Annotated in this window: 13 protein-coding genes and 1 pseudogene; 4 read left to right on the forward strand and 10 right to left on the reverse strand. The window is 69.0% G+C overall.

Annotated features, from left to right (window positions below; translation table 11 throughout):
- The 4 genes and pseudogenes from ABD243_RS12525 to ABD243_RS12540 form a co-directional block, all read right to left on the reverse strand.
- Positions 1-262: pseudogene (locus ABD243_RS12525) on the reverse strand (SAM-dependent methyltransferase); the annotation flags it as partial.
- Entirely contained in the window at positions 259-1680 is a 1422-nt protein-coding gene (locus ABD243_RS12530) for a class I SAM-dependent methyltransferase (protein ID WP_425547195.1), read from the reverse strand. The pseudogene ABD243_RS12525 and the gene ABD243_RS12530, both read right to left, overlap by 4 nt.
- Positions 1677-2408, reverse strand: a complete 732-nt coding sequence (locus ABD243_RS12535; RefSeq protein ID WP_344366145.1) for a DUF1365 domain-containing protein — start codon at positions 2406-2408, stop codon at positions 1677-1679. The genes ABD243_RS12530 and ABD243_RS12535 overlap by 4 nt, the downstream gene beginning before the upstream one ends.
- Positions 2405-3853, reverse strand: a complete 1449-nt coding sequence (locus ABD243_RS12540) for an NAD(P)/FAD-dependent oxidoreductase (RefSeq protein ID WP_344366148.1) — start codon at positions 3851-3853, stop codon at positions 2405-2407. The genes ABD243_RS12535 and ABD243_RS12540 overlap by 4 nt, the downstream gene beginning before the upstream one ends.
- Before the next feature lie 351 nt (positions 3854-4204).
- Between ABD243_RS12540 and ABD243_RS12545 the strand changes: the two genes are divergently transcribed.
- A complete protein-coding gene (locus tag ABD243_RS12545; protein ID WP_344366151.1) occupies positions 4205-5125 on the forward strand; it encodes a LysR family transcriptional regulator in 921 nt (306 codons plus the stop codon).
- Between the two features lie 50 nt (positions 5126-5175).
- Positions 5176-5397 carry a hypothetical protein gene (locus ABD243_RS12550; RefSeq protein ID WP_344366155.1) on the forward strand — a complete coding sequence of 74 codons (222 nt, stop codon included), beginning with the start codon at positions 5176-5178 and terminating at the stop codon, positions 5395-5397.
- A 14-nt stretch (positions 5398-5411) separates the two neighbouring features.
- Here ABD243_RS12550 and ABD243_RS12555 read toward each other — a convergent pair whose 3' ends face one another.
- Positions 5412-6821 carry an aldehyde dehydrogenase family protein gene (locus ABD243_RS12555; protein WP_344366158.1) on the reverse strand — a complete coding sequence of 470 codons (1410 nt, stop codon included), beginning with the start codon at positions 6819-6821 and terminating at the stop codon, positions 5412-5414.
- Positions 6822-6920: 99 nt separating this feature from the next.
- Between ABD243_RS12555 and ABD243_RS12560 the strand changes: the two genes are divergently transcribed.
- Positions 6921-7427 (forward strand): DUF2004 domain-containing protein, encoded by a 507-nt coding sequence (locus ABD243_RS12560; protein WP_344366161.1) that lies wholly within the window; start codon positions 6921-6923, stop codon positions 7425-7427.
- Between the two features lie 165 nt (positions 7428-7592).
- Here ABD243_RS12560 and metE read toward each other — a convergent pair whose 3' ends face one another.
- On the reverse strand, positions 7593-9926 hold the full coding sequence (gene metE / locus ABD243_RS12565; RefSeq protein WP_344366163.1) for a 5-methyltetrahydropteroyltriglutamate--homocysteine S-methyltransferase: 2334 nt from the start codon (positions 9924-9926) through the stop codon (positions 7593-7595).
- Between the two features lie 44 nt (positions 9927-9970).
- On the reverse strand, positions 9971-10972 hold the full coding sequence (locus ABD243_RS12570) for a methylenetetrahydrofolate reductase (RefSeq protein WP_344366166.1): 1002 nt from the start codon (positions 10970-10972) through the stop codon (positions 9971-9973).
- Between the two features lie 427 nt (positions 10973-11399).
- Between ABD243_RS12570 and ABD243_RS12575 the strand changes: the two genes are divergently transcribed.
- The gene (locus ABD243_RS12575) at positions 11400-11603 is read left to right on the forward strand and encodes a hypothetical protein (protein WP_091253639.1); all 204 of its coding nucleotides are present in this window, start codon (positions 11400-11402) and stop codon (positions 11601-11603) included.
- A gap of 38 nt (positions 11604-11641) precedes the next feature.
- On the opposite strand, the gene ABD243_RS12580 is transcribed toward ABD243_RS12575, so the two are convergent.
- The 3 genes from ABD243_RS12580 to ABD243_RS12590 form a co-directional block, all read right to left on the reverse strand.
- Positions 11642-12844, reverse strand: coding sequence for an ROK family transcriptional regulator (locus ABD243_RS12580; RefSeq protein WP_344366170.1), 1203 nt, complete (start codon positions 12842-12844; stop codon positions 11642-11644).
- A 168-nt stretch (positions 12845-13012) separates the two neighbouring features.
- Positions 13013-14173 (reverse strand): class I SAM-dependent methyltransferase, encoded by a 1161-nt coding sequence (locus tag ABD243_RS12585; RefSeq protein ID WP_344366173.1) that lies wholly within the window; start codon positions 14171-14173, stop codon positions 13013-13015.
- A gap of 49 nt (positions 14174-14222) precedes the next feature.
- Positions 14223-15350: an NAD(P)-binding domain-containing protein gene (locus ABD243_RS12590; RefSeq protein ID WP_344366175.1), complete on the reverse strand. Its 1128-nt coding sequence runs from the start codon at positions 15348-15350 to the stop codon at positions 14223-14225.
- Positions 15351-15378: the final 28 nt, after the last annotated feature.

Consider the following 15378-nt stretch of genomic DNA (forward strand, 5'->3'; position numbering starts at 1 on the left):
GGACCACCTTCCACAGGTGCTCGAGCGTGGCATTAAGGTCGCCGTCGACGTCGAGTTCACCGGTGACGTACGCCTGGGCGGCCCCCAACTCCCCCGGCGCCCACAGCAGGCGGCGTATGGCGTCGGGCGAGTTCAGCCGGACCACCGGCGCGCCGGACGGGCCGGTCTCGCTGCCGTCCCAAACGACGAGCCGGACGGGCAGTTCCCCGCCGACGACGGGCCGCAGGACCTCGGCGATGGTGTCAGCGAGCGCCGCCGTCATGCGGCCGCGCCCTTGGAGGAGGCATGATCCAGCACGATCTGCTGCACGTCGAGGTAGCCCGTCTCGAAGCCGGCCCGGGAGTAGCACAGGTAGAACAGCCACATCCGCTGGAAGATGGCGTCGAAGCCCATGGCCCCGACCTCCTCGGCCCGGCCCATGAACCGCTCCTCCCAGAGCCGCAGGGTCTGGGCATAGTGCTCGCCCATGGCGAGGCGTTCGCGGACGCGCAGTCCGGTCTGCTTCTCGGTGATGTCCTCGATGGCCCGGACGGAGGGAATGACGCCGCCGGGGAAGATGTACTTGTGCACCCAGGTGTAGCTGGTGCGGGTGGCCATGAGGCGGTCGTGGGCGATCGTGATGGCCTGGATGGCCACCTTGCCGCCGGGGGCCAGGACGCGCTCGATCGTCTGGAAGTACGTGGCCCAGTATTCGAAGCCGACGGCCTCAATCATTTCGACCGAGACGACGGCGTCGTACTCGCCCTCCACGGCACGGTAGTCCTTAAGCTCGATCGTGACGGCATCAGCGTAGCCGGCGTCGGCGACGCGCTGGCGGGCCAGTTCCTGCTGCTCGCTGGAGAGCGTGACCGAGTAGACGGTGGCGCCGCGGGCGGCGGCCCGCAGGGCGAGTTCGCCCCAGCCGGTGCCGATTTCCAGGACTCGGGTGCCTTCCTTCACGCCCGCCTTGTCCAGCAGCCGGTCGATCTTGGCCTGCTGGGCGGCGGCGAGGCCGTCCCAGGCCACGGTCCGCAGGGCGTCGCCGCTTTCCGGGAACAGCGCGCTGGAGTACGTCATGGTGCGGTCCAGGAAGGAGGCGAAGAGCTCGTTGGAGAGATCGTAATGCCGCGAGATGTTGGAGCGGGTGTTCTTTTCGGTGTTGCGTTCCTTGCGCGGCTGCCGCGGCAGGTAGAGGCCGCGGAGCTTCTGCAGCGGTTCGGGAACCAGTGTGCCGACGCGGGCGGCGAAGACCTCCATGACGGCGGTGAGGTCGTCGGCGTCCCAGTCACCGGCCATGTAGGACTCGCCCAGGCCGATCAGGCCGCCGTCGCCCAGCCGGGCGGCGAACGCCTCGGGCCGGTTGATGGTCATCACGGGGTAAGCGGTGCCGCCGGGCGCCTGGCCGAGGGAGGCTTTGCCCAGCACGGTGCCGTCCGGGTAGCGGACGGCCAGCGGCAGCGAGCGCACGGCGGCCTTGAAGATGGCGTCCGCGGCGCGTCCGGCCACGCGGGCCTTGAGGCTTGTGGGCACGGTGGCGATGCTGGGCCAGATTGCCGCGTCGATGGTGACGGGCGCCTGGGGAACCGTGTACGGCACGGTGCCCGTCACCGCACTGGTCACCGCTCCCGCGGTGTTGGCGCTGGTGCGCGTGGTGCCCTCTGTCCGTCCCGTACCGGATCCGGTCGCTTCGGTCATTGTCACTGAACTGCCTCCTGTGAAGGGTGGTGTGGTCTTTTGATGATGGGCAGGCGGCGCGCCCACAGTTTGATGCCCTGCCAGCGGATCTGAGCGGTGACGCGCAGCGGGGCCACGGGTACAGCGAGCGCCGCGGACAGGATGTTCCGCAGGGTCGCTTCGTGGCGGACGCCGTCCATGGTGGCGATGAAGGGCTGGTGGCCTTCCCGCTCCAGGACGATCGAGACGGCGAGGCGGTCGCCGGGTTCGGGGAGCTTCATGCGGTACTGGCCGTCGACGTCGTTGAACGGCGAGACGTAAAAGGCTTTCGGCACGCTCGCCCGGCCGGTGCCGTCCGTTTCGAGGAGGTAGCAGTGCCGTTCGCCGTAGGTGTTGTGGACCTCGACGACGACGCAGCGCAGCGCCCCGGCCGCGTCATGGCACCAGAACACGCTCAGCGGGTTGAACACGTGCCCGAAGACCCGGGCGCTGGCGAGCATCGTGATGCGTCCGCCGTCGAGCCCGATACCCTGGGTGGCAAGGTAGCGTTCCACGTTGCCGCGCAGGGTGCCGTCCGGGTCGCCCAGGTGGTCCTCCACCCGGAAGCCGGCCAGCGGCCGGAGCGGCCGGGGCAGCTGCGGGAGGTGGTCGACGTCCACGTACCAGCTGTAGCTGCGGTAGGTGAAGGCGTTCTTTAGCGGCGAGCGCCGCACGTGTGAGATGGAGGTGCGGTAGATCGCTGCCCGTTCGCTCATGGCGCCTCCACTGTGGCCGGCTGAACAGCGGCGGGCCGGAGGTCCGGGTCCACGGCCGCCGTACCGGTATTGACAGCGCCGATGTTGACCGGGAGCTCGTCCCAGTCGCGGCCCAGCCGGGCGGCGGCCTTGAGGCCGGACAGGGCGCCGTCCTCGTGGAATCCCCACCCGTGGTAGGCGCCGGCGAAGGCCAGGCGTTCGTCGCCGAGCCCGAGGATCCGTTCCTGGGCCCTCAGCGAGTCCGGCGTGTACTGCGGGTGCTCGTAGACCATGCGGTCCAGGACCGTGGTGTGGTCGATCAGCTCCGATTCGCCGAGGCTGACGATGTACCGGCCGCCGTCCACGGGCTCCAGCCGCTGCAGCCGGGTCATGTCGTAACTGACCAGGACCTTGTCCGGGCGGGCGTCGCAGGACGGCAGGCGGTAGTTCCAGGAGGCCTGGGCGTTGGGGCTGGCCGGCAGCACGGCGGCGTCGCGGTGGAAGATTGTCTGGTTCACCGAGTACGGCATGCCGCCCAGGGCGTCCTTCTCGGCGGCCGAGGCATCGGACAGCATGCGCAGGGCCTGCGCCGGGTGGGTGGCGATCACGACGGCGTCAAAGGTTTCGGTGATGGTGTCGCCGCCGGTGCTGTCCGCGCTCTGTGCGTATGTGACGCCGACGCCGCCGGCGTGCCGCTGCACGGATGTGACGGGGCTGGAGAGCCGGATGTCCGGCAGGGTGCCGGCGACCTTGTCGACGTAGCTGCGCGAGCCGCCGGTGACGGTCCGCCACTGCGGCGAGCCTTTGACGCCGAGCAGGCCGTGGTGGCCGAGGAAGGTGAACAGGTAGCGGGCCGGGTAGGCCAGGGCGGTGGTGGGGTCGCAGGACCAGACGGCGCTGACCACGGGGGTCATGAAGTGCGAGATGAAGTAGCTGCTGAACTTCTCCCGGGCCAGGAACTCCCCCAGGGTCAGCTCGTGCCCCGTCCCGGCCGCACCCGGGCCGGCGGGGGTTGCCGGTTCCGCCAGCAGGGCGCGGGCCCGGCGGTGGCACCGGGTGACTTCCAGCAGCATGCGCAGGTAGCGGCCGCGCAGCAGCGTGGACGGCCGGGGAATGATGCCGCTCGCGTTGGGACGGGCGCCGGCGTATTCCAGGCCGCAGCCGTCGCAGCGGACGGACATGCTCATTTCCGAATCCTGGGTTTCGACGCCGAGCTCGGCGAACAGGCGCAGGAGAGTGGGATAGGTCCGCTCGTTGTGGACAATGAAGCCGGTGTCCACGCCCAGGGTGGGCCCGCCCTGCTGCGGAACATCATGGGTATGGGCGTGCCCGCCAAGCCGGGAGTCCGCCTCGAAGAGAGTCACCCGGTCCTGCCCGTTCAGCACATACGCGGCGGTCAGCCCCGCCACGCCGCTGCCGATGACGGCAACCCGCCGGCCTGCCGGAATCCCTGCTGCTTGTGCCACTGGTCTGCTCCTGTTGTCTCGCCAAAAAGGTCTTACGGGCAATTCGTCGCCGCCGGGGCGCCGGATGAGTATGAGTTCGGCATTTTTTTCGGCTCCTGTGACGGCGTCCTCCCGGGGCCCGCTAGCTGTGCCGTTGGTATCTGAAAACTTGGCCTGACCCCACGGATTCTCCTGCATCGGCACCCCCGGGCCGCGCAGACATTCCGGACGGGCCCCGCCGGGAAGCCGCGGACCGTGCGGGAGGGAACCGGCGCCCCCGGCAGGGCCCGGTGTGCCACAATGAAGCGGGATTTCCGGTCCCGCCATTCCGTTCCCGTTGCAGTGGACCCGCTACCAGGCGAAGGGCAGCCCTTGATCAACCCCGTTCATCTGCGGACCCTTGTGGAAGTGATCCGGTTGGGATCGTTTGCCGCCGCCGCGGCGCGTCTCGGCTACACCGCCTCGGCCGTCTCGCAGCAAATGTCGGCGCTGGAACGTGACACCGGCGTCACGCTCTTCCATCGCTCGGCCCGCAGCATCCAGCCGACGGAAGCCGCCGTCGTCATGACGCGGCACGCGGCCAAAGTGCTGACGGACATCGAGACGCTCATGGCCGCCGCGTCACGGGCACAGGACAGCACCAGCCAGGAGCTGCGGCTGGGCATCTTCCCCAGCCTGGCCACCTATGTGCTGCCGCCGATCCTGCGGAACCCGGCCTGGAAGAAGCTCGGCATCGACCTCCGGGTCTCGGTCGCGGAACCGGCCCAGACCATCCAAGGCCTGCGGACCGGGGGTGAACTCGACGTCGCCCTGGTGTACCAGGTGGGGCAGTCGGGCCTCGCCTGGCCGCACACGGTGGACCGGCAGTGGATCGGCGACGACGACTTCCGGGTGGTGCTGCCTGCGGCCTGGGGCATCGGCACGGATTCCAAGGTGGCCGCCCCGCACCTCTCGGACATGCCGTGGATCATGCACCACCCGGGCACCTCCGACGCCACGGTGATCGAACGCCTCTTCGCCAGCTGCAATCTGCACCCCCGGGTGGTGGCGTACAGCGATGACTTCCACGCGAGCCTGGAGATGGCGGCCGCGGGCCTCGGCGCCGCACTGGTCCCCGAGCTCGCCCTGCTGCACCGGCCGGCCGGCGTCGTGGTCCTCGACGTTCCGGAGATCCGGCTCGCCCGGAATGTCTTCGCACTGCTGCTCAACGAGAAGCGGACCGCCCAGGTCCAGCTGTTCGTGGAACTGCTGGGCGAGACGATGCACAAGCTGGAGACCGCGCGCAAGGACTGAGCGCGCCGCGGGGGTTCCCCTGCGGCCCCCGATCGATGAGGATGGGGTCCATGAGCCAAACCTATTCAGCCTCCCGTCCCGTTGCCTCCGACAACCCCGAGGAAGTCGCCGCGGCTGTCCGCGCGGCCACCGAGGAGCTCCGCGAAACCCTCCGCGGGCACGGGATCGAGGCCAGCTTTGACGACATTGCCCTGCTGGGGCACACCGAGTCCTGGGACGATGAAGGCCAGCGCTGGGTCAACGTCGACTGGGAGGGCGAGCCGGCCGGATAGCCCGGCGCCGCGACTCAGCGCTTAGGGGCCGGCTTTCGGACTTTCTTTCGGACCGGCGCCACCAGCGCGTTGATGATCCCCTGCTTGGCCCGGGTGTACGGCGGGTAGATAAGTTCCAGGGTGTCGGGCCTCAACGGCTTGTCCAGCGTGGGACGCTCATGCGAGAACGTCCGGACCGAATGTTCCCCGTGGTAGGCGCCCATGCCGCTGCCGCCGACGCCGCCGAACGGCAGCCCGGGGACGGACAGGTGGGCCGCCGGGACGTCGAAGCACAGAGCCCCGGACGAGGTCCGCTCGGCGAAGGCGCGGCGCGTCAGCGGGTCCTTGCTGAACACATAGAGCGCCAGCGGCTTGGCGCGTCCGTTGACCAGCCCGATGGCCTCGTCCACCCCGTGCACGCGAATCAGCGGCAGGAGCGGACCGAAGATTTCCTCCGCCATGACGGCGTCCCCCGGCGCCGGCCGGAGCAGGGTGGGCGCAAAGTAGCGGCTGGCGGCGTCGCGTTCTCCGCCGTGCACGACGGTGCTGCCGTCGGCCAGGGCAGCGAGGCGGGCGAAGTGACGGTCATCGACAATCCGGCCGTAGGACGGGCTCGCTGCCGGGTCAGTGCCGAAGAGCGCTGTGACGGCCTTGATCAGCTCGGCCTGCAGCGGCTCCAGGACCTCCTCCGCGGCCAGGACATAGTCCGGGGCCACACACGTCTGGCCGGCGTTCATGAACCGGCCCCAGGCGATCCGCTTCGCCGCCGTCGCCAGGTCCGTGGACGCATCCACGTAGGCCGGGGACTTGCCGCCGAGCTCCAGCGTCACTGGAGTCAGGTGTTCGGCCGCCGCGCGCATCACGACCTTGGCCGCGGTCTCTCCGCCGGTGAAGAAGATGTGGTCGAAGCGTTCGGCCAGCAGTGCCGTGGTTTCCGGGATACCGCCCTCGACCACCTCGGCGGCGCCGGCCAGGTACTCCGGAATCCACTGGGCGAGCACGGCCGAGGTGGCCGGGGCGTGTTCGCTCGGCTTGAGCACCGCGGTGTTGCCGGCGGCCAGGGCCCCGGCCAGCGGGGCGAGCAGCAACTGCAGGGGGTAGTTCCACGGCCCGATCACCAGCACCACGCCCAGCGGGGTGAGTTCGGTCCAGGCCCGGGCCGGCTGCACGGTGAGCGGCACCGGCACGGGGCGGGGCCGGAGCCAGTCTTCCAGGTGCCTCGCCAGGTGGGCGGCCTCTGCGGCAACGAAGCCGATCTCCGTCAGTTGCGCCTCGGTGTTGTGCTTGCCCAAATCCTTGGCGAGGGCAGCGGCGATGTCCGCGTGGCGGTCCGCGAGCATGCGCCGCAGGCTGCTTAGCTGCTCCAGCCGCCAGGCCAGCGGACGGGTGGTGCCGGCGTCGAACTGGGCCCGGGCGCGGGCAACGGAAGTGGCTACGGTCTGCATCCGATCAATGTACAGTCCCCAGGCCGCTCCACCGGTCCGGTAGCGGATAAAAGCCTGCCAATGCTGGAATGGTCCGGTTTTCAGGACTATGTTGAAGATATGAACAAGGTAGCGAGCAAGCACTTCGGCGAGGTCGAGCTCAACCACGGAAGGGACCATAATCTCACCGCCACGCATGAGCTGGCGGGCCAGACCGTGGAGCTTGACCTGAATGTCAACGCGCATGACCACTTCGATGAAGCCGCCATGCACAAAGTTGACTACCGCTTGCGCTTCCTGCCCGAACTCGTGGACCAGGTCCGCGAAATGATCGCCGAGGAACTATCGCAGGAGGGCACCAGCCCGCAGGAATACCGCCACTTCCACTGCAACGCGATCAAGGACGAGCACCTTAAGAAAGTCTTCGGCGTCGAGGACAAGAGCCAGCTCACCGACGAGGTCTTCCTCAAGGCACTCAAACTCGGCCACGTGGGCATCTACCCCGGCCAGCCGGAACGCTACTTCGTCCTTGACTTCACCCTGGGACAGCACTTCACCGACGAGGTCCTGGTGGCCTCCGCGGATGAGGACGGCGTAGTCGACGACGAAATCCTCTGGGAATCCTGAATCGTTCGGGAAATTCCGAATCGACTGCTCCGTAACGACCCTTTTGGGGGCTCAAAGCGGCGGTTGCTCAGCAGTCGATGAGCTGAAACGTACGACGCCGGCCGGTCACTTGCGAGGTGACCGGCCGGCGTCGTTAATTCAGCTGGTGTTCAGTTCAGCCGGCTGCTACTTGGCTGGTTCCAGCAGTTCGGCGCGGACCGTCTTGGTGGCCGTGACCAGGTTGCGCAGGGACTCTTCGGTCTCCGCGTAGCCGCGGGTCTTCAGGCCGCAGTCCGGGTTGACCCAGAGCTGGCGGGACGGGACGTGCTTGACGGCGGTGCTGAGCAGCTCGGTGACTTCCTGCTCGCCCGGGACGCGGGGCGAGTGGATGTCATAGACGCCCGGGCCCACGCCGCGGCCGAAGCCGTGGGATTCGAGGTCGTGCACAACCTCCATGCGGGAGCGGGCGGCCTCGATCGAGGTGACGTCGGCGTCGAGGCCATCGATCGCGTCGATGATGGCACCGAATTCGGAGTAGCACAGGTGCGTGTGGACCTGGGTGGCGTCCGCGGCACCGGCGGTGGAGAGGCGGAAGGACTTCACGGACCAGTCCAGGTACGAGGCCTGGTCTGCCTTGCGCAGCGGCAGGAGTTCGCGCAGGGCGGGCTCGTCCACCTGGATGACCTTGATGCCGGCGGCTTCGAGGTCGGCGATCTCGTCGCGGAGGGCCAGGGCCACCTGGTTGGCGGTCTCGCCGAGCGGCTGGTCGTCGCGGATGAAGGACCAGGCCAGGATGGTGACAGGACCGGTGAGCATGCCCTTCATCGGCTTGTTGGTCAGGGACTGCGCGTATTCGGCCCACTTCACCGTGATGGGGGCGCTGCGGGTGACGTCGCCCCACAGGATCGAGGGACGGGTGCAGCGCGAGCCGTAGGACTGGACCCAGCCGTGCACGGTGACGTCGAAGCCTTCAAGGTTCTCGGCGAAGTACTGGACCATGTCGTTGCGCTCGGGCTCGCCGTGGACCAGGACGTCAAAGCCGAGCTCCTCCTGCAGCTCCACGACGCGCTTGATCTCATCCTTCATGAGCTGCTCATACTGCTCCGTGGTGAGGTCACCGCGGTTGGCGCGGGCCCGGGCGGTGCGGATCTCGGCGGTCTGCGGGAAGGAGCCGATGGTGGTGGTGGGCAGCGGCGGCAGGTGTAGAGCCTTCTCCTGGGCGGCTTCGCGGACCGCGTAAGCGGAACGGTTGAAGTCTGCGTCGGTCAGGGCGGCGGTGCGGGCCCGGACGTCGGTGCGGCGGACGCCCTCTGCCTCGGCGCGGGAGGCGATGACGCGGGTGGCCTCTTCGATGGCCGGCTGGACGGCCGCGGGGTCGGTCAGCAGTCCGGCGAGGGTGACCACCTCGGCCGTCTTCTGGTCGGCGAAGGCGAGCCAGCTGCGCAGCTGCGCGGAGAGCTGGACCTCCTCTTCGACGTCGTGCGGGACGTGCTGGGTGGAGGTGGAGGTGCTGACGGCCAGCTTGGCGACGGACTGCTTCAGCTCGGCGATCTTCTTCGCGGAGGCCGCGAGGTCGTTGCGCCAGATGTTGTGGCCGTCCACGACGCCGGCGACGAGAGTCTTGGTGCCCAGCGCGGCGAGGGCCGCGGCGGAGGGAACCTCGCCCTTGAAGACGTCCAGGTGCAGGGCGTCGATGCCGGTGGCGGCGAGGGTGCCGAGCTGGCCGTTGAGCGCGCCGTACGGGGTGGAGACGAACAGCTGCGGGCGCTTGGCGGCGGAGGAGAGGACCTCGTAGGAGCGGGCGACGGCGGCGTGGATTGCCTCGGCCGGGGTGTCCTGGTCCACCACGAGGGCGGGCTCGTCGAGCTGGACCCAGCTGGCGCCGGCGGCGGCAAGCTTCTCCAGCAGCGCGGTGTAGACGGGGAGGACGTCCTCGAGGCGGGACAGCGGGCTGAAGCCGGCGGGGGCGTCGTCGGATGCCTTGCTCAGCAGCAGGAACGTGACCGGGCCGACGATGTACGGGCGGGTTTCCACACCGTTGGCGAGGGCGTACTCGAATTCTTCGACGATCCGGCTGGAGGTCAGCGCGAAGCTGGTCTCCGGGCCGATTTCCGGCACGAGGTAGTGGTAGTTGGTGTCGAACCACTTGGTCATTTCCAGCGGCTGCTGGTCCTTGTTGCCGCGGGCCAGGGTGAAGTAGCCGTCGATGTCCAGCTGGCCCTCGGCGTTGAGGAGGTTGCCGAAGCGGGCCGGCACGGCGCCGAGGTGGGCGGCGGCGTCGAGCACCTGGTCGTAGTAGGAGAAGGTGCCGGGGACGGCGGCGGCTTCGGTCAGGCCGAGGCCCTGGAGACGCTTGGCAGTGCCGAGCTGGATCTCCTTGGCGGCAGCGTCCAGGGCGGCGGCGTCGATCTTGCCGGCCCAGTAGGCCTCGATGGCCTTCTTGAGTTCGCGGCGGCGGCCGATGCGGGGGTAGCCGAGGATCGAGGCGGACGGGAAGGGGGTGGCGAGCTGTTCAGTCATGGAAAGTCCTTGAAGTGGTCGTTGAGATGACGAAGTAGGGGTGGTCAGCTGGCGAGCTGGCGGGCGGCGGCACGCCGGGACGCGTTGATGCGTCCGCCGCTGTGCCGGTTTCCCCCCTGGCGGTTGCCGCTTCGCGGCCGGGGCAATGCGAGTTTGTCCAGCACGTCCAGGGCGGCGGCGTGCTCGTTGAACGTGTAGAGGTGGATGCCGGGTGCTCCGGCGTCCAGGGCGGCATTGGCGAGGTCCACCGTGGCGCTGACGCCGATCCGGGTGCGTTCGGCGTCGGTATCGGCAGCGGCGAGGCGTTCGATGAGTTCCGGCGCCGGTTCCACTCCGGTCAGTTCGCCGAGGCGGGCGAGCCGGCGAAGGCTGATCAGCGGCATGACACCGGGAATGATCGGGATCGTCACCCCGGCCCGGCGTGCCCGGGTCAGGAGGTCCGCGTACTGCTCGGCGTGGAAGAAGACCTGGGTGATGGCGAAGTCGGCGCCGGAGCGCTGCTTGGCCAGTAGGACCTCGACGTCGTGCGCCTCACTCGGGGATTCCGGGTGCCGGGTCGGGTAGGCGGCGACGCCGACCGCGACTTTTCCGGCGCACAGCAGCGCCGACCGGCGCTGCTCCACGCGGCGGATGAGTTCGATCAGGTCCTGGGCGTACCGGAGCGATCCCGGCGGCGGGGTTGCCCCGTCCTTCGGCTGGTCGCCGCGCAGGGCAAGAATGCCGCGGACCCCGACGTCGAGCAGTTCGCCGATAATCTCCGCCAGTTCCTCCGGGGAGTTCCCCACGCAGGTCAGGTGGGCCAGGGGCCGCAGCGTGGTTTCCTGCACGAGCCGGTTGATGAGCTCGACGGCGGTGCTGCGGTTGGAGCCGCTGGCGCCGTACGTTACCGACACGTAGTCCGGGTCCGTGGCTTCGAGTTCCCCGATGGTGGTCCAGAGCGATTCGGCGGCCGCGGCCGACCGCGGCGGGAAGAGCTCATAGGACAGCGCGACGGGAGCCGGGCCGGCCAGATTCGGATGGGGGTCAATAAGGCTAGGTGGTGACATTTGCGTCCTTGGCTGTGAACACTGCCGGAAGTGCCCGGAAAAGGGTCCTGCCGCCAATGAATGAGTTTGGGGAACACGGAGGAAACTTCTGCAGGGCGCAGTCGCGACTGGTACGCCTGATACGAAGCTGTCCGTGAGCAAATGTCAGGCCCACATGGGGGCACCCACACCCTCCTGGGCTGCCCGTGAAATTTTTCCAAGGGCCGGCCTTCAGCGGAGGATCGCTGACACGTTACTGAGGTAACTTGTATAGAACTCTAAGGGCCCGGCACGGCCCGCTTCAAGTCGGCGTCCGAATTAAGACGCACCTTTACGGCTAATTTCCGGGCTGGGCAGAATAAAGTTCGCCGGAGAGGCTGATTCCGTTGCTGCGCGGCCCTGTCATGCGGCCCTCCCCATCGACCCTGCTCAGGACTATCCTTTTGCCATGATTCAGCTACCAGCCAGCTACCAGGAGTATCTCGCCGGCAAGAGCGAGAGCTTCATCAACACCGTCCGCCCCGTCCTCATGCAGTCGGCCGCGGAAAAGACGCACGGGGTGCGGGTGTCCTACAACCGCGGCCCGACCGGCCACCAGGCGCATCTGGACGAGACCATCCCGTTCGGGACAGTTATCGAGGATATCGACTGAATCCTGGCCGGCACGCCGGCGGTCAGCCCCCGAGGGCGTCAGCCCTCCAGGAGGAGCCGTTGCGAGCGGGGTGCCAGGGTGTGCTCCAGCACAAGGCAGGCTGCCCCGACGGCGCCGACGTCGTCCCCGACGCCCGTGCCCACGACCTCAATGCCGTGGATCTTCCGGGTGGCGCTGTTAGCCTCGACGAGTCCGGGAATCTGTTCCAGATAGGCCGCCGACAGGCACGCCCAGAACGGACCGCCGAACACCACGCGGTCCACGTCCAGGGCATTGGTGACGACCGAGACTGCCCGGGCCACGAGCACAGCGGAGCCGGCGATGATGTCCATGGCTTGTAGGTTTCCGCCGTAGGCGAGTTCGCACAACTGGGCGAACTGCTCCTGGACCGCCGGCGCACTCCGGTCCTCGCGCGAACCGTCCAGCACTCCGGCCGCCTCGGCCTGCGCCACGAGGACCTGCGGAATGGCGGAGACCTTCACGCAGCCACGCTGCCCGCAATCGCAGAGGGCGCCGTCCGAGTCCACGACGATGTGCCCGATTTCCCCGGCGTTGCCCGAGGTTCCGCGGACGACTTCGTCATTGAGGACGATCCCGCAGCCGATCCCGGTCCCCATGTACATGAAGATGAAGCTGCCCTCGCCGCTCGGGCCGCCGGCCCAGGTTTCTGCCACGGCTGCGCTGGTGACGTCCTTGTCCATCAGGGTGGACAGGCCGGTGGCTTCGGCGAGGGCGTCCCGGAGCCGGACGTTGTCCCAGCCGGGCAGCAGGGGCGGGTCCACCACCGCGCCGTCGTTGAGGTCGATGGGGCCCGGGGAGGCAATCCCCAGTCCGGCGATCCGGGCCGGGTCCACGCCGGATTCGGTGATGAGGCCGTTGATTTCGGCGGCGATGGTGTCAATGACCGCCCGGGGATCGCTGCCGGGCGGGGTGGCGATCCGGGAATGCCTGACGACGGCGCCGAGCAGGTCCAGCAGGACGAAGGTGACCACGGCCGGGTCCAGGTGGACGCCCACGGCGTACATCCCGGCGGGATTCAACCGGAGCATGGTCCGCGGCTTGCCCGGGCCGGTGCCTTCTTTGCCGGCCTCGACGATCAGGTGCTGGTCCAGCAGCCGCCGGGAAATATTGGAGATGGTCTGCGGCGACAGTCCGACGATCTGGGCCAGCTCCACACGGCTCATGCCGCCCGGCGCGCGCCGGATGGCGTCCAGGATAACCGTGAGGTTGAAATCACCCATCTTGGGGAGGTTGGTCCCTCGCCTCGACGAAGGTTGCCGGATCTCGGTCACTGATACCTCAAAACGTCATTGGCCCAATACAACAGTTATCTACAGCAGTTGTCAGAATCGTACGTTAAGTGCAGGCGTGCGCCCACACATCCGCCTTTCGGACACAATGTTTCACCTTCACGGCCGGCGGGTGCTGGCCGTCACGGTGAACTTTGGATTCCTGCCGACCTCGCGTGTCGGACCGATCAGCCGTTCGAGTGCCGGCCGGTAGTGCAGGTGGCTGTTGAACACGGTCCAGAGCTCCCCGCCGGGGGCGAGCACCGTGCCGGCCGCTTCGATCAGCTTGATCCCGGCGCCGGAGTGGACGGCCGCCTCCAGATGGAAGGGCGGGTTGAGCAGGATCATGTCCGCGCTGCCCGCCGGCAGGGAGCTCATCGCGTCGTCCTGGAGCACATCGATCCGGTCCTCCAGGCCGTTGGCGCGGGCCGTGGCGAGGGCGGAGTCGACGGCGGCCGCGGACCGGTCCGTGGCGGTGACGCGGGCGCCGGGGTTGGCGCGGGCGTACATCGCGGCGAGGATTCCGGTGCCGCAGCCCAGGTCCACCGCATGAGCGGCGTGCGGCATCCGGGGCAGGAAGTCCAGCAGGAACCGGGTTCCGATATCCAGCCCCGTGCCGGCGAAGACGGCGCCCCGGGCACAGACCGTCAGCCCGAGTTCCTCGTTCACCTCGGTGACCGGGAACGGCGGGGCGTCCGCGACCGGCTTGGGGCGCCGGGCCAGCAGGAGCCGTGACTTCTGCCGGGCCAGCTGGGGCTGGACGTCCTCGAAGTAGCGCGCCAGCACCGCGTTCATGCCCAGGCTCATGTGCTTGACGCGCCCGCCGGCCAGCAGCACGACGTCGGGCGCCGCGTAGCGGGCGACGGCGTCGGCGATTTCCTCCAGTTCCGCGAGGGACCGGGGCAACTGCAGCACGACGAGAGAGGCGCCCTCCAGGAGCCGTTCGCCCAGCGGGAGCTGTTCAAAACCGGTATCGAGGTCCAGCGCCCCGGCGTTGGCCCGCAGCGCCCGCTCACCGGTGATGAGGTCCTGATGGACGCGGACGGCTGGCGCCACCGTCCCCACGGAGTCCAGCGTCAGGGCACCCAGGGTCAGGGCACCGTACCGGTCCCCCACAACCGCAAGCCGTCCCCCGGGCTGCAGCAAACCGGCCGCCTGCATCTCACGGACAGTGTCCAGCAGGAGCCTGTCCGTGGCGTCCCAGGCCTGCAGGTTGGCGGCCTCGACATCCGGGAATCGTCTCAGCCGGGCAAAGAGGGAGTCGAAGTTGGTGTCCGCCACGCGCGTTGTGCCGCCGTTTCTTCTCGGTCTTGGGTCATGAGCTTCCACGTTATCCCGAACCGGCCAGCAGGGTGACGATCCCGGCGACGGCGGCCCGGCCGGCACGGTTGGCGCCGATGGTGGATGAGGACGGACCGTAGCCGACGAGATGGACCCGGGGCTCGGCCGCGACCCGGGTGCCGTCCATCGCGATGCCGCCGCCTGGTCCGCGCAGGTGCAGCGGGGCGAGGTGTTCAAGTTCGGCCCGGAATCCGGTGGCCCACAGGATGACGTCGGCGGCCAGGAAGCTGCCGTCGGCCATCCGGACGCCGTCGGGCTCGATTGCGGTGAACATGGGGTGCCGGTCTAGGACGCCGCGCGCCGCGGCCGCGCGCAGGGCCGGCGTCCAGATCAGGCCCGTCACGGAGACCACGCTCTGCGGCGGCAGGCCTTGGCGCACCCGCTCGTCCACGAGGGCGACGGCGTCGTGCCCGGCCTGCCGGTCGAACGCCGCCTCGCGCCACACCGGTTTCCGGCGGGTGAACCAGGTGGTGCCGGTGACCCGGGAGATTTCGTCGAGGAGACCGACGGCCGAAATCCCGCCGCCGACCACAATGACATGCCGGCCACGGAATTCGTCGGCGGAGACGTAGTCCGCGACGTGCAGTTGGCGGCCGCGGAAGCTGGCCTGGCCCGGGTAGATGGGCCAGAACGGCCGGGTCCAGGTGCCGGTGGCGTTGATGACGGCGCGGGCGGACCACGTGCCCCGGGAGGTGGTGATGGTCAGCCGCCCGGCGGGATCCGTGTCCTCCCGGCTCACCGACTGCACTTTCACGGGCCGCTCGATCGCGAGGCCGAGGTCGTGTTCGTACCCGCCGAAATAGCGGGTGAGGAAACTGGAACTGGCCTCGGCAGGATCGACGTCGGGCTGCGGGAGGCCTGGAAGGTCGCTGATGCCGTTGACCGTGGCCATGAGAAGGCTCTTCCAGCGGTGGCGCCAGGCCCCTCCCGGGCCGTCCTCGGCGTCGAGCACGATGTACGTCCCGGCGGGCCGGGCATCCGCCGCAGGCACGCCGGCTCCGCCGCGGGCAGAGCCCGGGCTGGAGGCAGCCGCGACAAAGCCGCGACGCTGCAGGTGGTACGCCGCCGACAGCCCGGCCTGGCCGGCGCCGATCACGACGACGTCGGCCGGGCGCACCGTCCCAGGGGTAATGGTCCCGCCCCCG

It is taken from the genome of Arthrobacter humicola (assembly GCF_039531445.1).
GTDB lineage: Bacteria > Actinomycetota > Actinomycetes > Actinomycetales > Micrococcaceae > Arthrobacter > Arthrobacter humicola.